Source organism: Georgenia muralis (assembly GCF_003814705.1).
Taxonomy (GTDB): domain Bacteria; phylum Actinomycetota; class Actinomycetes; order Actinomycetales; family Actinomycetaceae; genus Georgenia; species Georgenia muralis.
Window position 1 is genome coordinate 1,625,066 of sequence record NZ_RKRA01000001.1, and the last position, 23,825, is coordinate 1,648,890.

Below are 23,825 nucleotides of genomic sequence, written 5' to 3' on the forward strand. Positions count from 1 at the left end.
CGTTCACGGCGCCTCAGCGCCCGGATCGTCACGCTTCGGGCGAATTCGCTGTCCTGATGTCAGTGCCCACCCCCACACTGGTCCGGTGTCGATCATCACCGCCCAGGGCCTGGTCAAGCACTACGGCAAGGTCAAGGCCCTCGACGGCCTGGACCTCACGGTCGAGCGCGGCACCGTCCTTGGCCTGCTCGGGCCCAACGGCGCCGGGAAGACCACCGCCGTGCGCGTCCTGACCACGCTCCTGCGCCCCGACGCCGGCACGGCGAGCGTGGGCGGGCTCGACGTCGTGAGCGACGCCCGGGCGCTGCGCGAACGGATCGGCGTCTCGGGCCAGTACGCGGCCGTGGACGAGAACCTCACCGGGTTCGAGAACCTCGACATGGTGGGGCGGCTCTACCACCTCGGCATCCGCCGCTCCCGCGCACGGGCGTGGGAGCTGCTCGAGCGCTTCGACCTCACCGACGCCGCCAGGCGCCCCGTCAAGGGCTACTCCGGCGGCATGCGACGCCGGCTCGACCTCGCCGGGGCGCTCGTCGCCGAGCCGGAGGTCCTCTTCCTCGACGAGCCGACGACCGGGCTGGACCCGCGCAGCCGCCTGGGCATGTGGGAGATCATCGCCGAGCTCGTCTCCGGCGGCACCACGCTGCTGCTCACCACCCAGTACCTGGAGGAGGCCGACCGGCTCGCGGACCGCATCGCCGTCATCGACCAGGGGCGGGTCATCGCCGAGGGCACCTCCGACGAGCTCAAGGCCCAGGTCGGCGGCGAGCGCATCGAGGTCACGGTCGCGCACGAGACCGACCTGCCCGCCGCCCGGTCGGCCCTCGCGGGCGTCGCCCTGGGTGAGGTCGCCACCGAGGAGCACACCCGGTCGCTCACCGCGGCGTCCGACGGCGGCGCCGCGACCCTCGTCGCCGCCGTGCGGGCGCTGGACGAGGCGGGCATCGAGGTGCAGGACGTCGGCATGCGCCGGCCCACGCTCGACGACGTCTTCCTCACCCTCACCGGGCACCCCAGCGAGACGGCTGCGGCGCGGCCCGGGTCCGCCACCGCGAACAACCCGCCGCTGACGGCGACGTCCGGCCCCGCCGACGTGACCGCCGAGGGAGGACGGTCATGACCTCCCTCACCCACGCGTTCGTCGACGGCTGGACCGTCACCCGGCGCAACCTCATCAAGATCAAGCGGGTCCCCGACCTCCTCGTCGGTTCCCTGATCGCCCCGATCATGTTCGTCCTGCTCTTCGCGTACGTCTTCGGCGGCTCCATCTCCTTCCCCGGTGGCGCCGACGTCGACCCCGCCACCTACCGGGAGTTCCTCATCGCCGGCATCTTCGCCCAGACGGTGATCTTCGGTGCCACGATCACCGGTTCGGGCATGGCGCAGGACCTCAAGACGGGCATCATCGACCGGTTCCGGTCCCTGCCGATGGCACCGTCGGCGGTCCTGGTGGGGCGGACCAACGCCGACGTCGTCAACAACGTCCTCACCGTGGTGATCATGAGTCTGACCGGTCTCGTGGTGGGCTGGCGGATCAGCACGTCGGTGGCCGAGGCGGCCCTGGGCTACCTGCTCATGCTCTGGTTCGCGTACTGCATCAGCTGGCTCATGGCCTACGTCGGGCTGCTCGTGCGCACCCCTGAGGTGTTCAACAACGCGGTCTTCGTCGTGATCTTCCCGCTGACGTTCCTCGCCAACACGTTCGTCCCGTCGGAGAACCTTCCCGGCGCGCTGCAGACCTTCGCCGAGTGGAACCCGGTCTCGTCCGTGACGCAGGCTGCCCGCGAGCTGTTCGGCAACGTCGTGCCCGGCACCCCGCCGCCGGACGCCTGGCCCCTGCAGAACCCCGTGCTGTACACGTTCCTGTGGGGCGCGGTCCTCCTGCTGATCTTCGTGCCGCTGACGGTGCGGCAGTACCAGCGGGCCGCGGCCCGCTGAGCCGGCCCGCTCAGCCCGCTCAGCCGACCGGTGTGCCGTTGCCGCCGGAGCAGGAGGCGCCGGGCTCGGGGGTCTGCTCGCCCTGGAGGTACCTGGTGAGGAAGGCGGGGATGCGGTCGTCCTCGGCGTCGTCGAGCTCGAGCTGCACCCCCCAGGCGGTGAGCACCACCGGCGCGGCGAGGTCGGGGTAGGGGCTCACGAGCGCGTAGGCCTCGCCCTCGGCCTGGTCCCGGAGCTCGGCGACCTGGTCGGCCGGCAGGTCCGGCCGGTAGGCCACCCAGACGGCGCCGTGCTCGAGCGAGTGCACGGCGTTCTCCGCGGGGACGGGGGAGTCGTAGATGCCGCAGTTCTGCCACACCGGGGCGTGGTCGCCACCGAGCGGGGGCAGGGCCGACGGTGCGATCGTGGCCTCGACGTGCTCGGCTGACAGACCGGTCGTCTCCTCGACCTCCGGGATCGGCTGCGCGGCGGCCGCGACCACCCTGGCCTGCTCGCTCCGTGCGTCCAGGATGACCGCGGTGGTCGCGCCGGCGAGGGCGAGCACGGTCACCCCGACCGCGCCCACCGTGATGATGCGGCGACGTCGTTCCCGGCGGCCGTGCTCGGCGCGCACGGCCGCCATCCGGGCGGTGCGCTCCTCGTGCCGCTCCTTGCTGGTGCTCACTGTTCTCCGTCACCTTGGCGGGGCGCCTGGCGGCGCATCGTGGTCGGGGCGCCCGGCGGCGCGACCGTCGTCGCTCCGGGTGTGCTGACCACCGTAGGTGCGTCGCCCGGACGCTGTCCCCTTCCGCGCCGGATCTTGACCGAACGTTCATGAGCGCCCCGGCGGCGAGCTCGGACGGTCTCGACGGGACGCGCGCCGGGCAGCCCCGATGCGCGCTCCGCCGCCTCGACCGGCCCACCTGCGACGTCACGAACCGGTTACCGACGGGCAACAGAGCGAAATAGGCGAGTAACCCCTCGGTATCCCCGGATCTTTACACCTCTCCTCATCAGCACCACACCGACCTGGGGAGACAGACGTGACAGAGACATCGATGGACCGGCGCACCACCGTGCTGACCCGCGCGCTCGCGCCGGTCCTCGCCGCCGGAGTGACGGCGGCGGTTGTGGCCGGGGCGATCGGCGCGTCCCCCGCGGCCGTCCCGGCGGCCGTCCCCGCAACGGCGGCCTCGGGAGTTGTGGAGCCGGCGTCGGTCCAGAGCGCGGCCTACACCACGGCCGTGAGCGCCGCGAGGTCGACGACGCCCACGGTCACCGTCATCGGGACCGGCGGCACGATCTCGGCGATCGCGGACTCGCGGAGCAGCTTCACCAGCTACCGGTCCGGCCGGATCGCCATCGAGGACCTCGTGGCGCAGATCAGCCCGGAGATCGGCGAGGTGGCCGACGTCGAGACGATCCAGTTCGGCAACAGCGGCTCCAGCGGCTACACGATCGCCCAGTTCCACGAGCTCACCGCCGTGGTGGAGGAGGCGCTGGAGACCTCCGACGGCGTCGTCGTCACGAGCGGCACGGACACGATGGAGGAGTTCGCCTACTGGCTCGACCTCACCGTCCAGAGCCGCAAGCCGGTCGTCACCACCGGTGCCATGCGTCCGTGGGGCGCGCTCGACGAGAACGGCGAGCAGGTGCAGGTCTTCGGCACCGACGGGCCGGCGAACCTCTACAACGCGATCACCCTCGCGGCGAGCCAGGCCACCTACTGCTACGGCACGGTCCTCATGCTCAACGAGGAGTTCCACGCCGCCCGCGACGTCACCAAGACCAGCTCGTACCGCGCGGACACCTTCCAGTCCCGCGAGTTCGGCGTCCTCGGCTGGATCGACGGCGACAACATCAAGGTCGGGCGCGCCCCGGCGCGGGTCGAGACGTGCGACAACCCCGAGCGCTGGGCGACCCCGTTCGACCTGAGCACGGTCGAGGCGAGCGACCTCCCGCGCACCGAGGTCGTCTGGGGCTACCAGGAGGCCGGCGGCGAGGCCATCACCGCCTTCGCCGAGGCCGGGGTCGAGGGCATCGTCACCGCGGGCACGGGGGCCGGCGGGATCAGCTCGGCCCAGCGGGCCGCACGCGCGGCGGCCGTCGCGGACGGCGTGACGTTCGTGAGCACCACGCGGACCGGATCGGGCTCGGTGTACGGCGGAGGTGAGGGCGTCATCGCCGGTGACGACCTGATCCCGCAGAAGGCCCGGCTGCTGCTCCTCCTCAGCCTCGCCTTCGCCCCGGAGGACCCGGCGCAGGTCCTGGAGTGGGTGACCTCGCTGGGGAACCCCGAGTTCGAGACGACGGCGCCGGTGGCCGGTACGGCACCCGGCCAGGGCAAGGCCTGAGACCAGGGCGGCCCGGGCGTCCCCGCTCCGGCGGGCTCCCGGGCCGTCCCCGCCGTTCCCGCGGGCCGACGCGCCGACGCGTGCGTAGGGTCGGAGCAGTCCCGACCCGAGGAGAACCCGTGCGCACCATCGTCATCACCGGCGCCAGCGACGGCATCGGCGCCGCCGCGGCCCGCCGGCTCGCTGCCGACGGCGAGCAGGTCGTGGTCGTCGGCCGCTCGCCGGACAAGACGGCGGCCGTGGCCGCCGAGCTCGGCGCCCCCTTCCACGTGGCGGACTTCGCCCGCCTGGCCGAGGTGCGCAGCCTGGCCGAGCGTCTCGCCGCCGACCACGCCCGCATCGACGTCCTCGTCAACAACGCCGGCGGCATCATGGGCGAGCGGGAGCTCACCGAGGACGGCTTCGAGAAGACCCTCCAGGTCAACCACCTCGCGCCGTTCCTCCTCACCAACCTGCTCATGGACCGGCTCCTGACGAGCCGGGCCACGGTCGTCAACACCTCCAGCGTCGCGGCACGTCTCTTCGGCCGGATGGACCTCGACGACCTCGACAACCACCGCCGCTACACCCCGGAGAAGGCCTACGGCGACGCCAAGCTCGCCAACGTCCTCTTCACCCGGGAGCTGCACCGTCGCTTCCACGCCCGCGGGCTGACCGCCGCCGCGTTCCACCCCGGTGGCGTGGCGACGAACTTCGCCGACGGCAGCACGAGCGCCATGCGGCTCGTCTACCGGACGCCGCTCCGGCACGTGTTCCTCATGAGTCCCGACCGCGGGGCCCGGACCCTGCTCTGGCTCCTCGCGCGCGGCTCGCGGTGGCAGTCGGGGGAGTACTACGAGAAGAAGAAGGTCGCCCGGACCAACCCGCAGGCTGACGACGCCGACCTGGCGCGCGGCCTGTGGGAGCGCTCCGCGGAGATGGTGCGGGTTCCCGCGGTCTGACATACCGTCACCGCACCGCCGGTACGCCAGCGTCCCGGCCCCACCGATCAGGAGGCACCATGGCATTCCTCGGCAGGCTCGCCAAGACCGGGCTCGCGCTCAAGGCCGCACAGGTCATCAAGCGCGAGGCCTCGAAGCCGCAGAACCAGCGCAAGGCCCGGGAGCTGGTGGCGAAGATCGGCGGCAGGAAGAAGCGCCGCTGACGGCCGCGCCCGTCAGCCAGGGACCTCGCCGAGCCCGCCGCCCGGCCGCCTCGGCACGAGTCGCGCGGCGAGGATCCCGCCCGCGCTGTAGAGGATCGTCGCGGCGAGGACCACGAGCAGCGACGCCGTCCACCCACCGGTCGCCGAGTAGAGCGCCCCGGCGACCGGTGGGCCGAGCGTCGCGGCCAGGTACCCGCCGGTCTGCACGCGGGCGGAGATCGACGCCGTCTCCCGGTCGGTCCGGGTGACCCGGGCGATGATCGAGAAGATCGCGGTGAACCCGCCCCCCTGCGCGACGCCGCCCACGAAGGACCACAGGACGTACGCCTCGGGCGCCGCGAGCAGCCCGACCGGCAGGGCGGACCACAGCAGCCCGACGGCGGCCACGGGCACCCATGGCCGCGCCCGCGCGGCGAGGACCGGCACCCCGAAGGCCCCCACCACCGCGGCGACCTGGAAGATCGCGGAGATCGCGCCCGCCGCGGCCGGGTCGAGACCGGGGCCGTCCGCGAGCAGCGTCGGCAGCCACGCGGTGACCGCGTAGTAGGAGAAGGCCTGGCCGGCGAAGGCGAGCACCAGCCACCAGCCGATGCGGCTGACGGTGCCCGGCGCCGGCTGGGCCGGCTCCTCCGCCGACGCCGTCCCCGCCGCGGCGCGGCGGCGCCGGGCGAGCAGCAGCCAGAACGCCGTCCCGACGACGGCGAAGCCGCCCCACGTCAGGAGCGCCCAGCGCCAGCCCACCGCCGCGGCGAGCGGTGCGGTGCCCAGGGAGGTGATCATCGAGCCGACGTTCAGTGCCGCCGTGTACGTCCCCGTGACCGCGGACGCGTGCCGCCACGGCACGTCACGCCGGATGATCACGGGGACGACGATGTTGCCCACGGTGATGGCGACGCCGATGATCGCGGTGCCGATGAGGACGGTCGCCGCGCCCCCGGCGGAGCGCACCACGGTCCCGAGCAGGACGCCGAGCAGGCCGGTGACGACGGCGAGCTCGGGACCCACGCGCCGGATGAGCGACGTGGCCAGCGGCGTGGCGAGGGCGAAGAACAGCACGGGCAGCCCGGTGATGAGACCGGCGACCGTGGTCGAGAGTCCCACCTCGTCCTGGATCTGCCCGACGACCAGCGCCGGGGCCACGATCGGTCCGCGCAGGTTGAACGCCACCAGCACGATGCCGACCACCACCAGCCACGGCAGCGCGTCCCTGACGCGGGCGCTGGGAAAGGACGTCACCGACGTGATCGTAGGACGGCGGCACGCGGCGGACCTCCTCCGTCCAGAACCGGGGCGCCCGCCCGGTGGGTAGTGTCAGGACATGCCGCACCTGCCCGCCGTCCTCCGCCTCGCCGTCGGCCGCGACAGCGCGGCCCCCGCGCCGGACTGGGTGGTGCTCGACCTCCACGGCAGCTACCCCGCGCACCGCTCCGCCGACCCGGTCCAGGCCGTCCTCCACCGCTCGGAGTCCCTCGAGGGGCTCACGGCCCGGCTCGAGCGGATCGCCGACGCCGACTGGGTCACCGGGGTCCTCGTCCGCGTCACCGGCCTCACCGCGGGGCTGGCCACCTCCGACGCGATCGGCCGCGCGCTGGGCCGCCTCGACGCCGGCAAGCGGGTCGTCGTCTACCTCCCGCACGTGTCGATGCGCACCCTCCTCGTGGGGGCGCGGGTGAGGGAGGTCGTGGCGCCGGAGTCCGCTGAGGTCATGGTGCCGGGGTTCGCCGCCGAGCGGACCTTCTACGGCTCCTTCCTCTCCCGGCACGGGATCGCCTTCGAGAACCTGCGCATCCGCGAGTACAAGTCGGCGCTCACCCGGTTCTCCGAGGACCACATGGACAGCCACGACCGTGAGCAGCTCACCGCCTACCTCGACTCCGCCGAGCGGACGTGGCTGACCACCCTCCACGGCGCCCGGCAGGTCGACGGCGACGTCGCCCGGCGGTGGTTCGACCCCGACGAGGACCTTCCCCGGACCTGGTTCGCCGAGGAGCTCACGAACGCCACGCAGCTCCTCGAGACCGGACTGCTCACGCGTGTCGCCTACGACGACGAGATCGTCACGCCGGTCGAGCAGCACTGGGGCCGCGCCCTGGAGCTCGTGCTCGGCGAGCTCGGCGAGAGGAGGGCGGCCAGGAAGGCCGACGGCGTCACGGTCGTCCCCGTCATCGGCCCCATCGTCTCGGGCCGCAGCAGACCCACCCCGCCCGTGCCGTTCCTGCCCGGCCCGACCGCCGGCGCGGACACGGTCGTCGCCGCCCTGCGCAAGGCCGACCGGGACGAGCGGACGAGGGCGATCGTGCTCTACGTGGACTCACCGGGCGGGTCCGCCCTCGCCTCCGACCTCGTCTGCCGGGCGGTGGAGCGGTGCACCAAGCCGGTCGTCGCGGTCATGGGCGAGGTCGCGGGCTCGGGCGGCTACTACGTCCTCGCCCGGGCCGACCACGTCGTGGCCAGCCCCTTCACCCTCACCGGCAGCATCGGGGTGGTGGTGGGCAAGCCCGTCCTCACCCAGCTCAACGAGCGGCACGGTCTCAACCCCGAGGTCGTCGGGCGCGAGGAGGCCCTCTTCGACAGCCCCAACCGGCCCTTCTCCGACGCCGGGCGCGCGTGGGCCGAGCGGATGATGCGCGAGGTGTACGACCGGTTCGTCGACCGGGTCGCCACCGGCCGGGGGCTCACCCGCGAGCGGGTGGACGAGATCGGCCGGGGCCGGATCTGGAGCGGCGCCGACGCCGTCGAGCTGGGCCTGGTGGACGAGCTCGGCGACCTCGACGCGGGCGTGGCCGCGGCCCGCCGCCTCGCCGGGCTGCCGGACGATGCGCCGGTGCGCGCGGCCGGGAACGGGTTCACCCTCCCGGGAACCCCCACGTTCGGCAAGGACCCGGCACGCACCCTGGCGGGGCTGTGGCCGTTCGGTCAGGAGCGGGTCCTGACGTGGATGGACAGCACCGTGACCATCCGGTGAGGACCCGCTCCAAGGCGCCAGGGAGGTGCTCCGTGGACCACCAGCGGCGTCGCGCGGCCCTCGTCCGAGGGACGGCGTGTGAAGGCTGGGGTCGCCGGCTGAGCAGCCGGCAGGGCGGAGCGTGGACCGCCGGTGACGGCGTGCCCTAGCGTCGTGCCCAGCGGCCGTCGTACGTCGGCCGGTCTCCGCGCGGCCCCAGGGGGATCACCATGGTCCGTCAGATCATCGCAGGCATCGTCACCGGCCTCCTCTGGTTCGTCACTCTCGGGTACCTCGACGCCGTCCGCACGCTGGGGATCGTGGTCCCGGAGGGGCCGGGCCCGCACTGGGGTGCCCTCCTCGGCTCACTTGCGGTCTCCGGCGTAGCGGTCTGGCTCCTCGCCGGCCGGACGGGCCACTTCCGGGCCGCCGTGGTCGCCGGGCTCATCCTCGGGTTGCTCCTAGGCCTCCTCGAGGCAGGTGGGATGCCGCTCAACGCCGCCGCTGCGGAAGGGTGGCACTTCCTTCTGGTCCCGGGCGTCTTCGTCCGCGGATTCAACAGCGTCGCGGTGTGGACGGCGCTCGGAGTGACCGCAACCCTGACGACGGTGGCGATCCGCCAGCCCGCCCGCAGCCGCGCGCAGGGAGTACGGACGAGTCCTCGTGGGTGAGGACCTCACCTCGATCTCCTCGGCGAGATCCAGGATGTGAAGCCGCACCCGCTCCCCGCGAGATTTCCCCGGCGGCGCTGTACTTTTCAGCGGTGATCAACCGCGACGATCGGAACGGGGCCACCGAGCTCGACGCCCTCTTCCGCTCCCGCGCGCTCGGCATCGGCCGGGGCGTGGACGGGGTGCTCGTCGACGCCAACGACGAGCTGCTGCGGATCATCGGGCGCGACCGGGAGGAGCTGGCCGAGGGGATCTCCGGACGCGGCCTCACCACCGCGCGGGACGTCGAGCGTGCGGCCGCGTCCCTGGCCGACCTCGACCGCGACGGCGCCACCAGCTACATGAGGGACCTCGAGCGCCGCGACGGCACGTCGGTCCCCGCGCTGGTGTCCATCGTCACGACGGCCGGCCCGGGGCTGCGGTGGATCGCCGTCGTCGTCGACCTCAGCCGCGACGAGCGGCTGCGCACCCTGGCGACGGCGGAGGCGGCGATCGTCGCGACCCTCCTCGACGACGCCCCGATCGGCTTCACCTTCATCAGCCCCGACCTGCGTTTCCTCCGTGTCAACCGCGAGATGGCGACGATGAACGGCTTCAGCGTGGCCGAGCACGAGGGTGCCGCCGTGTTCGACCTGCTGCCCGAGCTGCGTGAGACCGCCGAGCCCGTGCTGCGCCGCGTCCTCGAGACGGGCGAGGGCCTGCGCGACGTGGAGATCGTCGGGGAGACGCCCGCCGTGCCGGGCGAGGTGCGGGTGTGGCGCGAGTCGTTCTTCCCGGTGCGGGTCCCGGACGGGCCGGTGATGGGGGTGGCGGCCGTCGCCCGCGACGAGACGGAGGTCCACCGGCTGCGCCGCGAGCTGACCGCGACCCTCGCCCGGCAGCGCAGCGCCCTCGAGCGGCTCCAGGCCGACCTCATGCCCGGCCGGCTGCCCGAGCACCCCGCGCTCGGCTTCGCGGCGCGGTACCTCTCGGCGGCGGAGGAGGTCCGCCTCGGCGGTGACTGGTTCGACGTCGTCTACGCCGCCGACGGCCGGCTCGTCCTCTCCGCCGGGGACGCGGTCGGCCACGGGGTGGAGGCGGTGGGGCTGATGGCCCGGGTCAGCGCGGCGGTCCGGGCGTACGCGTGGCAGGGGCACGGACCGGCGCAGGTCCTCGCCCACCTCGACGGCCTCCTGCGCAGCCCCGACTCCGAGGGGGCGGCCAGCGCCGTCGTGGTCCTCCTGGACCCGGTCACCGGTGAGCTGGAGTACGCCGGCGCCGGCCACCCCTACCCCGTCCTGTGCACCCCCGGCGAGGCGCCGCGCCTGCTGCGCGGCGCCCAGGGGCCCCTGCTGGGCTTCGGCGGCGGGCGGGCGTACCGCTCCGGCACCGCGCACCTGGCCCCCGGCGGCGCCCTGCTGCTGTTCACCGACGGTCTGGTCGAGCGCCGCGGGGAGGTGCTCTCCACCGGCCTCGACCGGCTCCTGGACGCCGTCGGCCGCGCTCCCGCCGGTGCGCAGGAGGTCCTCGACGCCGCCCTCGCCCGGTGCCTGGGGGACCGGGCGCCCGAGGACGACGTGTGCGTCCTCGCGGTCAGCCGCCCGGCGTAGCGGACCGCCGGAGCGCGCTCACGCCCGCCCGGGCCATCGCCCCTCCGCGGCCACCCGTCGTGAGTAGGGTCGGGGGCGATGGGCATCATGGGCTCCCGCCCCACCGGCAGCGCGACCGGGCTCGGCGTGCACGACGTCGCGCACGCGTTCGGCGCGCGCACCGCGCTGGCCGGGGTCTCCTTCAGCGTGGTCCCGGGCGTCATCACCGGACTGCTCGGACCCAACGGCGCCGGCAAGACGACCCTGCTGCGGGTTCTCCTGGGCGTCCTGACCCCGGACCGCGGCACCGTCACCCACGACGGGCGCGCCGTCGACACCGAGGACCGGCGCAGCTGGGGCTACATGCCGCAGGAGCGCGGGCTCTACCCGGCCATGCCCGCCGGCGAGCAGGTGGTCCACTTCGGCCGCCTCCACGGCCTGGGCCGCCGCGACGCCGTCGACCGCGCGCGGACGCTCCTCGACGAGCTCGGCCTGGGCGAGCGCTGGTCCGACCGCACCGACAAGCTCTCCGGCGGCATGCAGCAGCGGCTCCAGCTCGCCACCGCCCTCGTGCACGGACCCGACGTCATCGTCCTGGACGAGCCGTTCGCCGGACTCGACCCGGTGGCGGTGGAGAACCTCTCCCACACGCTGCGCCGCCGCGCCGCGCAGGGGTGCGTCGTGCTGTTCTCCAGCCACCAGCTCGACCTCGTCCAGGACCTGTGCGAGGACATCGTCATGGTCGACCACGGCCGGACCGTGCTCGAGGGTGACGTCGCCACCCTCCGCACCGCCACCGGCGAGCGACAGCTGCGCGTCCTCGTGCGCACCGAGGACCGCTCCTGGCTCGGCCGTGTCCCGGGGGCGGTGGTCGTCAGCGACGACGCCGACGGCCTGCGGCTGGCCCTGTCGCCGGGCACCGACGCGCTCGCCGTCCTCGACGCAGCCCGCGCCGCGGGCCGGGTCGAGGACTTCGGCCTGGACCTGCCCACCCTGTCCCACCTGTTCCTGCGCGCGGCCGGCCGGGAGGCGTCATGACGTGGTGGACGGGCACGCGGCTGGTCACCGGTCGGGCGATCCGGGAGAACCTGCGCTCGCGGACCTTCAAGATCGTCACGGCCTTCCTCCTCCTGCTCTCCGTGGCCGCCGTCCTCCTGCCCCAGCTCCTCGGCCAGGACGAGCGCGACTTCACCCTCGCCACCGCCGGGGAGGTCCCGACCGGTCTCGCCGCCACCCTCGACGCCTCGGCGCGGGCCGCGGAGCTCGAGGTGGACTACCTCGCCGCGGCGGACGACGACGCCGTGCGCCTCGCCGTCGAGGAGGGCGACGCCGACGCCGGGCTCGCCGGCGACGTCCTCTACACCGCCCAGCCCGGCGGGCTCTTCCCGGCCCTGGTGGGCCAGGCGGTGGTCGCCGTCGAGCTCGCCGACCGGCTCGGCGCCGCCGGGCTGGACCCTGAGGAGATCGCCGGCGTGCAGTCGGTCGTCCCGCCCGAGCAGGTGGGGGTCGGCGGCGTGGAGGACGCCGACCGGGCCGGGGTGGGGTTCATCGTCGGGATCGTCCTCTACCTGGCGGTCACCTTCGCCGGGAGCGCCATCGCCACGGCGGTGGCGACGGAGAAGTCGACGCGCATCTCCGAGGTGCTCCTCGCCGTCCTGCGGCCCAGCCAGGTGATGGTCGGGACCGTGCTGGCGGTCGGGGCGGTGACGTTCGGCCAGCTCCTCCTGCTCGCCACCCCGCTCGCCGTGGCCGTGCGGGTCACCGACGCGGTCGGGCTGCCGCCGGTCGCCACCACGGACATCGCGCTCGGCGTGGTCTGGTTCGTGCTCGGCTTCGCCACCTACGCGTTCCTCTTCGCCGCGGCCGGCTCGCTCGTGGACAAGCTCAGCGACCTCAGCGCGAGCATCACCCAGATCACCATCGTCCTCGTCGCGGGGTACATGGTGGGCGTGACGGTCGCGACGACCGACAGCGAGGGCGCCGCGAGCGTCGCCGCGTCGATCTTCCCGCTCAGCGCGCCGCTGGTCATGCCGATCCGCTGGAGCGTGGGAGAGGTGCCGGCCTACCAGCTCGCCCTCGCCATGGTGCTGAGCGCGGCGACGGCGGCGCTGCTGGCCGCGTTCGCCTCGCGCGTCTACAGGGCGCTGCTCGTCACCGGGCGACGGGCCCGCCTGCGCGACGTCGTCGGCCGGGACGCGACCGGCTGACCCCACCGGCCGCACGACGGCGACGGAGCCAGGGGCCTCGGGTCGGGAGCGTGCCTCGGACATGGCAGCGGCCGGGCCCGTGACGGGCCCGGCCGCGGGGGTGCGGCGGCCGCCCCTGCGTGCCGTCGAACCCGGACACCCCCGAAGGTATCGGTGGGTCGGGCGTGCGAATGGGACCGAAGGCCCTCGCGCGGGGCGACGCGACCCTTGCCACCTGGTAGGACACCACCCGATCCGTGCCGGTCCACCCCCTTTGGTCCCGATGTCGGCGCCGCACCCGGGACGACGATGGGCACGTTGGTACCCACGCACACCGAAGGAGAACCGCAATGTCGCAGATCACTCCCGGCCGCTTCACCGGCAAGACCGCCGTCGTCACCGGCGCCGGGTCGGGCATCGGGCGGGCCACCGCCGTCCGGCTCGCCCAGGAGGGCGCTCGCGTCGTCGCCACCGACGTCGTCGCGGAGAGGCTGGACAGCCTCGCGGCCGAGCTCGCCGACGCCGACGTCACCACCGTCGTGGCCGACGTCTCGGACGAGGACGGCGTCGCCGCGGTCGTCGATGCGGCCGGCGGGCGCGTGGACTGCCTGGCCAACGTGGCCGGGATCATGGACAAGTTCCTCACCGCCCACGAGATCGACGACGCCACCTGGGAGCGCGTCATGGCGGTCAACGTCACCGCGGTCATGCGCCTGACCCGGGCGGTCCTGCCGCTCATGCTGGGCGCCGGCGCGGGCTCCATCGTCACGGTCGGCTCCGAGGCCGGACTGCGCGGCTCCTCCGCCGGCGTCGCCTACACGACGTCGAAGCACGCCGTCGTCGGCTTCACCAAGAGCTGCTCCGTGCTCTACGCCCCCAAGGGGATCCGGGTGAACCTCGTCGCCCCGGGCGCCGTGCGGACGAACATCGAGGCCCCGATGGCCTCGCAGTTCGCCGCCGAGCGCCTGGGACCGCTCATGCAGGTGGTCATCCCGCCGATCGCCGAGCCGGAGCACCTCGCCGCGGCCATCACCTGGCTGCTGAGCGACGACTCCGCCAACGTCACCGGCGCGATCCTGCCCTCCGACGGCGGGTGGTCGGCCCTGTAGACGACGCGTGAGGCGGCCGGTGCGGGCCGCGTGACCCGGCTGGGCCGGACCGTCGCCGACGTGCGCCGGTCCGGCGCACCGCCGAGGTCCACGCCGCGTCCGAGGACCTCGACGCGTCCGAGCACCGGCTGGCGCTGCCGCAGCACATGCGCGACCGCTCCGCCTGTGGCGCATGCCACGACGTCCGTCCGGAATGAAGTTGAATGTTCACGCATTGAGGTGGAGGTACCGGACACAACCCGTCCCACCTCGAGGAGCACCATGACGAAGATCGCCATCATCACCGGCAGCGTCCGTCCCGGCCGGCAGAGCCTGAACGTCGCCACCTGGGTCAAGTCCATCGCCGACCGGCGCGACGACGCCACGTTCGAGGTCGTCGACATCGCCGACTTCAACCTCCCGCTGTGGCAGGAGCCCATGTCCCCGTCGTGGGGCCCCGCGGAGTCCGCCGAGGGCCGGGCGTGGTCGGCGAGGATGGCCGAGTTCGACGGCTACGTCTTCGTCGTCCCCGAGTACAACCACTCCGTGACCGGCGCCCTCAAGAACGCCCTGGACTACCTCAAGCCCGAGGTGGCCAACAAGGCCGCGGCGTTCGTCTCCTACGGCGCCGCCGGCGGCGCCCGCGCGGTGGAGCACCTGCGCGGGATCGTCGCGGAGATGGAGATGGCCCACGTGCGCAACACCGTGATGATGTCCCTGTTCACCGACTTCGAGAACTTCTCGGCGTTCACCCCCACCGAGCAGGCCGTCGCCTCGGTCGACCCGATGCTCGACCAGCTCCTGCCCTGGACCAAGGCCATGGAGGCCGTCCGGGCGGGCGACTTCGCCGCCGTCGGCGCCAACGCCTGACGCAGACCGAGGGCGGACCGGCGAGCCGGCACGTCCCACCGACGCCCGGTGACGGCCCCTGCCGTCACCGGGCGTCGTCGTCCCGGCCACCCCCTGGACCGGGCCGGTCAGGACCTGACCGGCCCGGTGCGCCGCGTCAGTCCGCGATGTGCGCGACGACGCGGCCCGTGACCCGGTGGTTCCTGAGGTCGTCGAGCCCACGCGGGATGTCGTCGAACCCGATCACCGTCACCTCGGGGGAGATGTCCCCGCGCGCGAGCAGCTCGTAGACCGCGGCCACGTCCTCCTTGGTCCCGCCGTTCGATCCGATGAGGGTCGCCTGCTTGAGGATGACGTCGCGCGTGCTGATGGTGGCCTCGAGCCTGCCCATCCCCACGATGACGATGCGCCCGTCCCGCCGGATCGCGGCGACGGCGTCCGCCGTCGTGGTGCCGAAGCCCGCGTAGTCGACGATGACGTCGAAGTCCTGGCCGGCCCACTCGGCCACGTCCTTGACGACCGAGACGGCGCCCGCCTGACGCGCCCGGTCCCACACCGCCTCGTTGACCTCGGCGACGTGGACCTCGGCACCGTTGACGACGGCGACGCGGGCGCCCACCTGGCCGAGCCCGCCGAACCCGATGATGCCGACCTTGTCGCCCTTCCTCAGCCCGCCCTGGACCATGACCGCGTGGTAGGAGGTCATCCCGGCGTCGGTGCCGAGGGCGGCCAGCTCGAAGGTCAGGCCCTCCGGCATCGGCACGAGGTCGCCGGCCAGGACGCGGTGCTGGTAGGTGAACCCGCCGTCGCGCGCGTAGCCGGGTGCGCCCTCGCTCGCCGTGGGGCAGACCCCCACCCGGTCGCCGACGGCGACCTCGGTCACGCCCTCGCCGACCCGGGCCACGACACCGGCGATCTCGTGCCCGATGACGATGGGTCGGTGGGGGATGAGGGCGAGCCAGCCGGGGTCGGTCATGGCGCCGACGTCGGAGTGGCACAGGCCCGCGGCCTTGATGTCCAGGACCACCTCCCCCGGGCCCGGCGTGGGCTCGGGGATGTCCGCCTCGACGAGCGGCTCGTTCGTGGTGGTGAAGTGCCAGGCCTTCATGGTGTCTCCTCCGGGAGGTCGGGTGTGATCGTCACCACCTTCCAGCACCGGACCCGTCCGGTTCCGGGACCTCCGGCCCCGTCCCGCCGCGGCGGGGCGCGGCTCAGACGAGGTCGAGGACGTCCAGCCCGATGTCGAGCACCGGCGCCGAGTGGGTGATCCGCCCGGCGGACATGAGGTCCACCCCGCTCGCGGCGACTGCCGGCGCGGTGGCCGCCGTCAGCCGTCCCGACGCCTCGGTCACCATGCGCCCGCCGACGAGGGCCACCGCCTCGCGCAGCTGCTCGGGGGTCATGTTGTCGAGCAGCACCGCGTCGACGGGGTCGGTGAGGACCTCGCGGAGCTGGTCGAGGGTGTCCACCTCGATCTCGATCTTCACGAGGTGACCCACGCCCGCCCGCGCGGCGGCGACGGCCGCCCGCACCCCGCCGGCCAGGGCGATGTGGTTGTCCTTGATGAGCACGGCGTCGTCGAGCCCGAAGCGGTGGTTGACCCCGCCGCCGGCGAGGACGGCGTGCTTCTCCACCGCCCGCAGGCCGGGCGTCGTCTTGCGGGTGCACGTCACCCGCGTGCCGGTGCCGGCGACGGCGTCGGCGATCTGGGCCGTGGCCGTCGCGACGCCCGAGAGGTGTCCCAGGAAGTTCAGCGCCACCCGCTCGGCGGTGAGGATCCCGCGGGCGGGGCCGGTGACCCGGGCGACGACGTCACCGGCCGAGACCCGGGTGCCGTCCGGGTGCAGGACCGCCACCTCGGTGCGCCTGTCGACGAGCCCGAACGCGGCGACGGCGAGGTCGGTGCCCGCGACGACGCCCGCCTCCCGGGCGACGAGGGCCACGGTGGCGCGGCGGTCGGCCGGGACGACGGTGTCGGAGGTGACGTCGCCGGCGCGGCCCAGGTCCTCGAGCAGAGCGGCGCGCACGAGCGGCTCGACGAGGAGGGGGGACAGGGCTCTCACAGGCTGCTCCGTTCGTGCGCGAGGCGATCGGCGGGCCGGTTGCGGGCCGGCTCGAGGGCCTCGGCGAGGGTGAGGGTGGTGTGGACCGGCGCGGCCGGCGCGGGGAAGTCGGTCCGGGTGTGCGCGCCGCGGCTCTCCTCCCGGAGCTGCGCGGAGGTGGCGACGAGGAACGCGGTCAGGGTGGCGTCGTCGACCGCGTCGGGACCCGCCGTCCTCACCCGCTCGCCGAGCTCCTCGGCCGCGGCCGCGAGCCCCGGGCCGTCACGTAGGACGCCGACGCAGGCGCTCATGAGGGCGCGCAGGCTCGCGGTGCCGTCGCTGGGGACGGCGGGCGGGAGGGCAGGCGGGACGGCGGGCGGGAGGGCAGGCGGGACGGCGGGCGGGAGGGCAGGCGCGACGGCGGGCGGGACGGCACGCGGGAGCGGCAGCGGGAGGCGACGCTGCGCCGTGGTCGCGCCCGCGGCAGAGCGGGCGGCGCGCACGTCCGCCGCGACCCACCCCGCGCAGACCGCAGCTTCGAGCAGGGAGTTCGACGCCAGCCGGTTGGCGCCGTGCAGCCCGGTGCTCGCGACCTCGCCCACCGCCCACAGGCCCGCGACCGAGGTCCGGCCGCGGCTGTCCACGGCCACCCCGCCCATCGCGTAGTGGGCCGCAGGCCGCACGGGCACCAGGTCACGCGAGGGATCGATGCCGGCGGCCCGGCACGCCGCCGTCACGGTGGGGAAGTGGGCCGCGAAGCCCGGCACCCCGCGCGCGTCGAGGAGGACCCGCCCGCCCCGGCGCTGCTCGGCGAACACGGCACGGGAGACGACGTCGCGGGGGGCGAGATCGTCGGACAGCAGGCGCGCGCCGTCCGCGGTGACGAGGTGGGCGCCCTCGCCGCGCACCGCCTCGCTCACCAGCGGCATGGGGTCCAGGCCGACGTCGAGCGCGGTGGGGTGGAACTGCACCATCTCCAGGTCCCGCAGGACGGCGCCGGCGCGGGCGGCCAGGGCGACGCCCTGCCCGCGTGACGCCGTCGGGTTGGTGGTGTCCCGGAAGAGCCCGCCGAGCCCGCCGGTGGCCAGGACCACGGCGGTCGCGGCCAGGACGGAGCGCTCGCCGTCACGCTCGACGACGACGCCGGTGACCCGGCAGCCGTCGAGGACGAGCCGGCCGGCCCGGGTGTGCGCGAGGACCGCGACCGAGGGGGTGGCTCGCACCGCGGCGGCGGCGGCGCGCAGGAGCTCGCGGCCGGTGGCGTCACCACCGGCGTGGGCGACCCGGTGGCGCGAGTGCGCGCCCTCGAGGCCGAGCGCGACCGCGCCGTCGGGCGCGCGGTCGAACCGGGCGCCGAGGCGGGCCAGGTGGGCCACGGTCTCGGGTGCGGCGCCGGTGACGGCCTCCACGACCCCGACGTCGCACAGCCCCGCTCCCGCGTGGACCGTGTCGAGCGCGTGCAGGGCGGGGGCGTCGCCGTCGTCCAGCGCGGCCGCGATCCCGCCCTGGGCGAGGTCGGAGGAGGTGTGCTCGCCCAGCTCCCCGGTGGTGAGCACCATGCACGGGAGCGGGGCGAGGTGCAGCGCCGTGAGCAGCCCCGCGAGCCCGCCGCCGACGACGACGACAGGCGCGTCGTGCGCGGCCGTCCTCATCGCACGGCCAGCATGCGCTCGACGGCCGCGCGGGCGCGGTCGGCCACCTCCGGGTCGATCGTGACCTCGTGGCGCATGTGCTCCAGTGCCGCCCGGATGGCGGCGAGGGTGTTGCGCTTCATGTGCGGGCAGAGGTTGCACGGGCGGACGAACTCCACCCCGGGGTTGACGGCGGAGACGTTGTCGCTCATCGAGCACTCGGTGATGAGCGCGACCCGGGCGGGCTGCTCCACCGTGACGAAGTCCTGCATCTGCGCCGTCGAGCCGGCCATGTCGGCGGCGGCGACCACCTCGGGCGGGCACTCGGGGTGGGCGAGCACGACGACGCCCGGGTGGTCCTGGCGGATCTGCTCGATGTCGAACGGCGTGAAGCGCTCGTGCACCTCGCAGTGCCCGGGCCAGGTGATCACCTCGACGCCGGTCTGCGCGGCGATGTTCCGGGCCAGATACTCGTCCGGGATCATGATGACCCGGTCCACACCGAGCGACTCGATGACCCTGACGGCGTTGCCCGAGGTGCAGCAGATGTCCGACTCAGCCTTCACGTCCGCGCTCGTGTTGACGTACGTGACCACCGGGACGCCGGGGTGGGCGGCCTTGAGGGCGCGCACGTCGGCCGCGGTGATGGACTCGGCGAGCGAGCACCCGGCACGCAGGTCCGGGATGAGGACCGTCTTGGCCGGGTTGAGCAGCTTGGCCGTCTCGGCCATGAAGTGGACGCCGGCGAGCACGATGACGTCCGCCTCTACCGTCTGCGCCTCACGGGCCAGGGCGAGGGAGTCCCCGACGATGTCCGAGACGCCGTGGAAGATCTCCGGGGTCTGGTAGTTGTGGCCGAGGATGACTGCGTTGCGTTCCCGCTTCAGTCGCAGGATCGCCTCGACGTCGTCGGCCATCGTGGCCCACTCGACGCGGGGGATGACGTTCTGGACGCGCTCGTACAGGGCGTCGGTGCTGATGGTGACGGCGCTCATCGGCCGGCCCCTCTCTACTTATGCTGCAACTGAGCATTGTTAGTGCTGAGTGTGAGCATAAGCGGATGTGGGGCTGCCTGTCACCTTCTTCTCATATCGAGAACATCAGCCCGTGAGCCCGTGAGCCCGTGAGCCCGTGAGCCGGTGAGCCCGTGAGCCCGTGAGCCGGTGAGCCCGTGAGCCCGTGAGCCGGTGAGCCGGTGAGGCCTTGAGGCCGTGAGCAAGCGTCCGTGGACCGGCGCCCGTGGACCGGCGTCGTCGCTCCGACGCCGGCTCAGCCGGCCGGCGTCGTGGGGAGTGCCCGGGGTGACTACTCGGCCGGGAGGGGGTTGCCCTGGTCGTCGACGAGGTCGACGATCTCGCCCACGCGCGTGACCTCGAGGACGAACTTCACGACGTCCGGCGGGTCGATCATGCGCAGCTGGCCGTCGGTACGGCTCGCGAGCCAGGCGAGCGTGGCGACGGTGGAGGAGTCGATGAACGTCACCCCGCGGGTGTCGACCTCGACCGGCTTGCCGGCCTCGACCGCGGCGTGGGCGGCGTCGGTGAGCTCGCGGGTGAGGACGACGTCGACGGCGCCGCTGAGGACCATCAGCACCCGGTCCTCGTGGACGACGAGGTCGACGGAGCCTGCGTCGGTGAGGTCGGCGAGGGTCTTGCGGACCGGGACGCCGTGACCGCCGGGCGTCGTGGGGTTCGTGCTGATGATGGCCGTCCTTCTCGCCGTGCGTGGCGCCACGGAGTTCGCGGCCTGGTCCGCCCGGAAAGGGCACCGGAAGGAGACGCTACGCCGCGTGTGGCTTGCAGGACAACACCGAACCCCGGCGCCCTTCCCGCCGGGCCGTTGGCGGGGAAGAACCCCGCCGGTCGGCTTCGTTGCCTTCCGACGTACTTCCCCTGGGAGAAGCGTGCACCCGGCTTGACCGTCTGGCAAGGGTGGGCACAGCCGAGGGGGCCGAGCCGGTGGCTCGACCCCCTCGGGATGGTGCGGTCAGGCGCTCTGTCCCGTCAGGTCGTCAGCGGCGACCCTTCGCACCGAGGTTGACGACGTCGAAGTCGTAGTCGGCGTCGAGAACCGTGAGCTCGCCGGTGGCGAGGTTGGAGATCACCGCGAAGAAGTCCGCGGTGTTGCCGTTGGCGCACCTCGTGTCGAGGGCGCCGGTGCTGATGTCGCCGTTGGTGTCGCCCTCGAAGCGGTAGACGTAGTTGTCCGCGTCGTCCGTGATCTCGAAGGCGCTGTCGACGCCGGGGGTGAGGTCGCACGTGGAGATGACCTGGACGACCCACTGGTTGATCTGCTTCCCCTCGATGAGGACCCAGTCGGGCTCCTCGGACACCGGGTCGATCTCCGGTGTGACCCTGGCCGACATGCCGTCGACGGCGATCTCGTCGATGAACCAGCCGGTGTCGAGGTAGGCGGCGTCGGTGGAGTACCGGAACTGCACGTCCGTGGCGCCGTCGGGAACGGTCACCTCGTACTGCACGTAGGCCGGCTCGTCGACGAAGTACACCCCGCCTGAGGTACCGGTGATGCCGTTGCCCTCTGTGTTGTTGCCGTGCGGGTCCTCGTCCGTCGAGACGACTACCTCGGGGTCGCTGCCCGCGAGGGTGACCTCGAGAGTCACCCAGTCGCCGCCGACGAGAGCCTCGACGAAGCCGTAGTCCCAGCCCTCCTCGATGAAGTGCCAGTTCCAGAAGGTGACCGTCTCACCGCCGGTGATCTCGGCGTCGAGTCCGAGGACGTGGTCGGTCTGGCTCTCGTAGCCGGCCCACCAGTGCTGACCATCCCCGGAGTGGTCCTCGATGGTGGTGGTTGCCTCGCCGTCGAACTCGAGGCTGACCTGCGGGCCCGGGTTCCGGAACGTCTCGTAGGAGACGCCGAAGGGCAGGGCCGTGGTGCCCGGCCGGTTCTTGAGCCGGTCCCACTTCGCGTCGGGCTGCGCGCCGCGGTAGCTGCCGCGGTCGTCCCAGAACACGTCGTTGGCCAGGTCGATGGTCCAGCCGCCCGAGTCGGCGCCGAGGTCGAAGTTCTCCAGGTCCCACCGGGAGGAGCCCTCGTCGTCGAGCTTCATCGCGACGGCCCAGTCCTTGAAGAGCTCCTCGGCCGAGGCGAGGTCGTCACCGGTCTCGGCGTTGTACGCGTCGATGGCGTTCTGGACACCCACCATGCCGTCTGCCTGCTCGGCGAAGATCAGCTTGATGAGAAGGTCGCCGGCCGTGTCGTCGTAGACGAGGTCGGGCTCGAGGCTGCCGTCGCCGTTGCCGCCCGCCTGCTCCCACAGGTAGAGGAAGTAGCTGAACGACGCGCCGTAGTTCTCCAGGCCGCCGCCCCACCGGGTCAGCGAGGTCTCGCGGTGGAACACCTGCTGGTAGGTGAGGTGGCTGCCGGTCATGTCGTACCCGTTGAGGAACGCCGCCATGTCGGCGAGGCCCTCGTCCACCCACGACAGCTCCCCGGCGTCGGAGTAGTTCATGAGCATGTGCTCGAGCTCGTGGGCGACGACGCCCTCGTAGAGCTCGGGCCGGTCGTTCGCCGGGTCGCCGTCGCTCCAGGGAGCGGCGTCAGGGTCCTCGCCGACGCGGTTGGCCCAGTCGAAGGCGTCCAGCACCATGACGTTCATCCCGAGGCTCTCGGCGCTGAGGTACTCGGGGGCGAAGTAGCCGGCGGTGTAGGAGCTGACGGTGCAGTCGTAGTAGGAGTCGTCCTGGACGTTGTAGACGAGGGTGACGAGGGCGTCGCTGCCGGACGCCGCGGCACCGAGGTCACCGAAGTGCTCCTCGTTGACGGCGAGGATCTGGTCGGCCAGGGCGTCGCCGATGTAGTCGACCTGACCCTGGGTGAGGACGTAGTCGTCGGCGGAGTTCTCCGCGCACGGGACGAACTCGTCGTCCGGGTTGTGGTCGAAGGCCGGGTCGAGGCTGTGGACGCCGTCGACGCCCTCCAGCGCGCCGACGGGCACGTAGACGTAGACCGGCGTGCCGTCCTCCGTCGCGCCGGCGTAGGCCCGCTCGAACGGCTGGTAGTAGGTGCCGCCGGCCGCGCTGTCGTTGACGGGCACGATGATCGTGTCGTCGCCGGCTGTTCCGTAGTCGGCTGGTGGTGTGTCCGGGTGGGCGGCCATCGCGGGTGCGGCGAGTCCGGCCACTGCGAGTGCTCCGGCCGCGGTTCCCGCGACCAGTGTGCGACGTAGTCGCATAGGTGTACCCCTTTCACGCCCTCCGTTGGGCGGATCGATCGACCTATGGAAGGAGGCGGGCGCGGGCTCATGGCGGTGACCGTCTCCGGCGACCCGGGACGAAGGTCCCAGGTGCAGGGCTCAACGTAGACCCCTTGCACCCAGGGGTCCAGGTTTCCCGTTATTGCCGTCCGACGGCCCAGGTCAGCGGTTCAGCGCGTGCGCGGGATCGGGAGCTTCGTGCCGGCGGCCTCACGCTCGTCGAGCACCTGGCGGCGGAACCGGAACAGCTTGGCCGGCCGCCCGCCGGTGTCGGTGTCGACGTCGCCGGTCTCCTCGACGAGCTCCTGCTGCTCGACGAGGCGGCGGAAGTTCTGCTTGTGCAGGTGCTGACCGGCGAGGGCCTCGACCGTCGTCTGGAGGCCGCCGAGGGTGAACGCCTCGGCCATGAGCTCGAAGACGACCGGGCGGTACTGGATCTTGGCCCGCAGCCGGGCCACGCCGGTGGCGAGGATGCGTCGGTGGTGGCTGTCCATGTCGGCGCCCGGCACGCCGTCGCCAGGCGCTCGGCCGTCCCCGCCGGGTCGCCGGCCGTCCCCGTGCGCCTCGGGCACGAGCCCGGCCTCGTACAGCAGCTCGTAGCGCTGCAGCGTCAGGCCCGGCAGCCAGGGCCGGCCGTCGAGGGCGAAGGTCACCGCGGCGCGCAGCCGCCGGCGCTCGCGGTCCTCGCCCCGGGCGGCCTCCGCCCAGCGGGCCAGCGCGGGGGCGATCGTGCGGGCGACGGTGTCGTCGCCGTCGCGGCGGTCCTCCCACGGGAAGTACTCGTACCAGCCGCGCCACTGCGCCGTCCGGGCGGGGACGGTCGTCAGCCCGAGGTAGGAGACCTCCAGGACGGGCCGGTCCCCCCGGTCGCGGTCGGCGAAGGTGTAGAGCTGCTCGACGTAGCCGAGGTCGTAGCCGGTCTGCTGCTCGACCCACGAGCGCATCCCGGCCTGCATGGAGCGGTGGCCGGGTTCGAGCGGGCCCGAGGGCAGGCGCCGGCCGTCCGCCGTCGTCAGGACGAGCGGTTCCCCGTCCTGGACCGCGGTGATGACGGCGACCAGCTCGGCGACGACGAGGTCGCGTTGCGTTGCCACCCGCTGCCCCCTCTTCTCGCCGCCACCTGCTGCACCGACATCATGCCAAGGTTCCGGCGCCCCGCCCGCCGGGCTCGCGACGTCGCCGCGGCCGAGTCTGTGACGGGTGCGCCGCAGCCGCCGG

General features: G+C 73.4%; 21 protein-coding genes. 12 read left to right on the forward strand and 9 right to left on the reverse strand.

Features of this window, described 5'->3' with window-relative positions:
• Nucleotides 1-85: 85 nt before the first annotated feature.
• Nucleotides 86-1,120, forward strand: a complete 1,035-nt coding sequence (locus tag EDD32_RS07160) for an ATP-binding cassette domain-containing protein (protein WP_123916215.1) — start codon at nucleotides 86-88, stop codon at nucleotides 1,118-1,120.
• Nucleotides 1,117-1,938 carry an ABC transporter permease gene (locus EDD32_RS07165; RefSeq protein ID WP_123916217.1) on the forward strand — a complete coding sequence of 274 codons (822 nt, stop codon included), beginning with the start codon at nucleotides 1,117-1,119 and terminating at the stop codon, nucleotides 1,936-1,938. The genes EDD32_RS07160 and EDD32_RS07165 overlap by 4 nt, the downstream gene beginning before the upstream one ends.
• A 19-nt stretch (nucleotides 1,939-1,957) precedes the next feature.
• Here the strand turns inward: EDD32_RS07165 and EDD32_RS07170 are convergent, their stop codons facing one another.
• Nucleotides 1,958-2,602 carry a thioredoxin-like domain-containing protein gene (locus EDD32_RS07170; RefSeq protein WP_123916219.1) on the reverse strand — a complete coding sequence of 215 codons (645 nt, stop codon included), beginning with the start codon at nucleotides 2,600-2,602 and terminating at the stop codon, nucleotides 1,958-1,960.
• 358 nt (nucleotides 2,603-2,960) lie between these two features.
• On the opposite strand from EDD32_RS07170, the gene EDD32_RS07175 reads away from it, so the two are divergent.
• The 3 genes from EDD32_RS07175 to EDD32_RS18790 all read left to right on the forward strand — a co-directional run bounded on the left by EDD32_RS07175 (nucleotide 2,961) and on the right by EDD32_RS18790 (nucleotide 5,415).
• Entirely contained in the window at nucleotides 2,961-4,271 is a 1,311-nt protein-coding gene (locus EDD32_RS07175; protein ID WP_246006027.1) for an asparaginase, read from the forward strand.
• Nucleotides 4,272-4,390: 119 nt separating this feature from the next.
• The gene (locus EDD32_RS07180; protein WP_123916221.1) at nucleotides 4,391-5,212 is read left to right on the forward strand and encodes an SDR family NAD(P)-dependent oxidoreductase; all 822 of its coding nucleotides are present in this window, start codon (nucleotides 4,391-4,393) and stop codon (nucleotides 5,210-5,212) included.
• A gap of 59 nt (nucleotides 5,213-5,271) precedes the next feature.
• Nucleotides 5,272-5,415 carry a hypothetical protein gene (locus EDD32_RS18790; protein ID WP_170175244.1) on the forward strand — a complete coding sequence of 48 codons (144 nt, stop codon included), beginning with the start codon at nucleotides 5,272-5,274 and terminating at the stop codon, nucleotides 5,413-5,415.
• A gap of 12 nt (nucleotides 5,416-5,427) precedes the next feature.
• Here EDD32_RS18790 and EDD32_RS07185 read toward each other — a convergent pair whose 3' ends face one another.
• Nucleotides 5,428-6,651 (reverse strand): MFS transporter, encoded by a 1,224-nt coding sequence (locus tag EDD32_RS07185; protein WP_246006028.1) that lies wholly within the window; start codon nucleotides 6,649-6,651, stop codon nucleotides 5,428-5,430.
• An 82-nt stretch (nucleotides 6,652-6,733) separates the two neighbouring features.
• Here EDD32_RS07185 and EDD32_RS07190 point away from each other — a divergent pair, with 82 nt between their 5' ends.
• From EDD32_RS07190 to EDD32_RS07220, 7 genes are all read left to right on the forward strand, one after another.
• Nucleotides 6,734-8,380: a S49 family peptidase gene (locus EDD32_RS07190; protein ID WP_123916223.1), complete on the forward strand. Its 1,647-nt coding sequence runs from the start codon at nucleotides 6,734-6,736 to the stop codon at nucleotides 8,378-8,380.
• 209 nt (nucleotides 8,381-8,589) lie between these two features.
• Nucleotides 8,590-9,030 carry a hypothetical protein gene (locus tag EDD32_RS07195; RefSeq protein ID WP_123916225.1) on the forward strand — a complete coding sequence of 147 codons (441 nt, stop codon included), beginning with the start codon at nucleotides 8,590-8,592 and terminating at the stop codon, nucleotides 9,028-9,030.
• 92 nt (nucleotides 9,031-9,122) lie between these two features.
• On the forward strand, nucleotides 9,123-10,619 hold the full coding sequence (locus EDD32_RS07200; RefSeq protein WP_123916227.1) for a PP2C family protein-serine/threonine phosphatase: 1,497 nt from the start codon (nucleotides 9,123-9,125) through the stop codon (nucleotides 10,617-10,619).
• 78 nt (nucleotides 10,620-10,697) lie between these two features.
• A complete protein-coding gene (locus EDD32_RS07205) occupies nucleotides 10,698-11,636 on the forward strand; it encodes an ABC transporter ATP-binding protein (RefSeq protein WP_211338761.1) in 939 nt (312 codons plus the stop codon).
• Nucleotides 11,633-12,805, forward strand: coding sequence for an ABC transporter permease (locus EDD32_RS07210; RefSeq protein WP_123916229.1), 1,173 nt, complete (start codon nucleotides 11,633-11,635; stop codon nucleotides 12,803-12,805). The genes EDD32_RS07205 and EDD32_RS07210 overlap by 4 nt, the downstream gene beginning before the upstream one ends.
• Before the next feature lie 329 nt (nucleotides 12,806-13,134).
• Nucleotides 13,135-13,893: an SDR family NAD(P)-dependent oxidoreductase gene (locus EDD32_RS07215; protein WP_123916231.1), complete on the forward strand. Its 759-nt coding sequence runs from the start codon at nucleotides 13,135-13,137 to the stop codon at nucleotides 13,891-13,893.
• 261 nt (nucleotides 13,894-14,154) lie between these two features.
• Nucleotides 14,155-14,742 (forward strand): NADPH-dependent FMN reductase, encoded by a 588-nt coding sequence (locus tag EDD32_RS07220; protein WP_123916233.1) that lies wholly within the window; start codon nucleotides 14,155-14,157, stop codon nucleotides 14,740-14,742.
• A 136-nt stretch (nucleotides 14,743-14,878) separates the two neighbouring features.
• On the opposite strand, the gene EDD32_RS07225 is transcribed toward EDD32_RS07220, so the two are convergent.
• The 7 genes from EDD32_RS07225 to EDD32_RS07255 all read right to left on the reverse strand — a co-directional run bounded on the left by EDD32_RS07225 (nucleotide 14,879) and on the right by EDD32_RS07255 (nucleotide 23,701).
• Nucleotides 14,879-15,829, reverse strand: coding sequence for a zinc-binding dehydrogenase (locus EDD32_RS07225; RefSeq protein ID WP_123916235.1), 951 nt, complete (start codon nucleotides 15,827-15,829; stop codon nucleotides 14,879-14,881).
• Nucleotides 15,830-15,932: 103 nt separating this feature from the next.
• Entirely contained in the window at nucleotides 15,933-16,784 is an 852-nt protein-coding gene (gene nadC / locus EDD32_RS07230) for a carboxylating nicotinate-nucleotide diphosphorylase (RefSeq protein ID WP_123916237.1), read from the reverse strand.
• On the reverse strand, nucleotides 16,781-18,415 hold the full coding sequence (locus EDD32_RS07235; RefSeq protein ID WP_123916239.1) for an L-aspartate oxidase: 1,635 nt from the start codon (nucleotides 18,413-18,415) through the stop codon (nucleotides 16,781-16,783). Before EDD32_RS07235 ends, nadC begins: the two co-directional genes overlap by 4 nt.
• Nucleotides 18,412-19,389 carry a quinolinate synthase NadA gene (gene nadA / locus EDD32_RS07240; RefSeq protein ID WP_123916242.1) on the reverse strand — a complete coding sequence of 326 codons (978 nt, stop codon included), beginning with the start codon at nucleotides 19,387-19,389 and terminating at the stop codon, nucleotides 18,412-18,414. The genes EDD32_RS07235 and nadA overlap by 4 nt, the downstream gene beginning before the upstream one ends.
• Nucleotides 19,390-19,699: 310 nt before the next feature.
• Nucleotides 19,700-20,128 (reverse strand): STAS domain-containing protein, encoded by a 429-nt coding sequence (locus tag EDD32_RS07245; RefSeq protein WP_246006029.1) that lies wholly within the window; start codon nucleotides 20,126-20,128, stop codon nucleotides 19,700-19,702.
• Nucleotides 20,129-20,405: 277 nt separating this feature from the next.
• Nucleotides 20,406-22,535: a hypothetical protein gene (locus EDD32_RS07250; protein ID WP_123916244.1), complete on the reverse strand. Its 2,130-nt coding sequence runs from the start codon at nucleotides 22,533-22,535 to the stop codon at nucleotides 20,406-20,408.
• 242 nt (nucleotides 22,536-22,777) lie between these two features.
• The gene (locus EDD32_RS07255) at nucleotides 22,778-23,701 is read right to left on the reverse strand and encodes an NUDIX hydrolase (protein ID WP_123916246.1); all 924 of its coding nucleotides are present in this window, start codon (nucleotides 23,699-23,701) and stop codon (nucleotides 22,778-22,780) included.
• Nucleotides 23,702-23,825: the final 124 nt, after the last annotated feature.

Excerpts from the sequence above, each read along its gene's own strand:
- EDD32_RS07165 (WP_123916217.1), top strand. The coding sequence starts at position 1,117 with ATGACCTCCCTCACCCACGCGTTCGTCGACGGCTGGACCGTCACCCGG.
- EDD32_RS18790 (WP_170175244.1), top strand. The coding sequence starts at position 5,272 with ATGGCATTCCTCGGCAGGCTCGCCAAGACCGGGCTCGCGCTCAAGGCC.
- EDD32_RS07190 (WP_123916223.1), top strand. The coding sequence starts at position 6,734 with ATGCCGCACCTGCCCGCCGTCCTCCGCCTCGCCGTCGGCCGCGACAGC.
- EDD32_RS07195 (WP_123916225.1), top strand. The coding sequence starts at position 8,590 with ATGGTCCGTCAGATCATCGCAGGCATCGTCACCGGCCTCCTCTGGTTC.
- EDD32_RS07205 (WP_211338761.1), top strand. The coding sequence starts at position 10,698 with ATGGGCATCATGGGCTCCCGCCCCACCGGCAGCGCGACCGGGCTCGGC.
- EDD32_RS07210 (WP_123916229.1), top strand. The coding sequence starts at position 11,633 with ATGACGTGGTGGACGGGCACGCGGCTGGTCACCGGTCGGGCGATCCGG.
- EDD32_RS07215 (WP_123916231.1), top strand. The coding sequence starts at position 13,135 with ATGTCGCAGATCACTCCCGGCCGCTTCACCGGCAAGACCGCCGTCGTC.
- EDD32_RS07220 (WP_123916233.1), top strand. The coding sequence starts at position 14,155 with ATGACGAAGATCGCCATCATCACCGGCAGCGTCCGTCCCGGCCGGCAG.
- EDD32_RS07225 (WP_123916235.1), bottom strand. The coding sequence starts at position 15,829 with ATGAAGGCCTGGCACTTCACCACCACGAACGAGCCGCTCGTCGAGGCG.
- EDD32_RS07235 (WP_123916239.1), bottom strand. The coding sequence starts at position 18,415 with ATGAGGACGGCCGCGCACGACGCGCCTGTCGTCGTCGTCGGCGGCGGG.
- nadA (WP_123916242.1), bottom strand. The coding sequence starts at position 19,389 with ATGAGCGCCGTCACCATCAGCACCGACGCCCTGTACGAGCGCGTCCAG.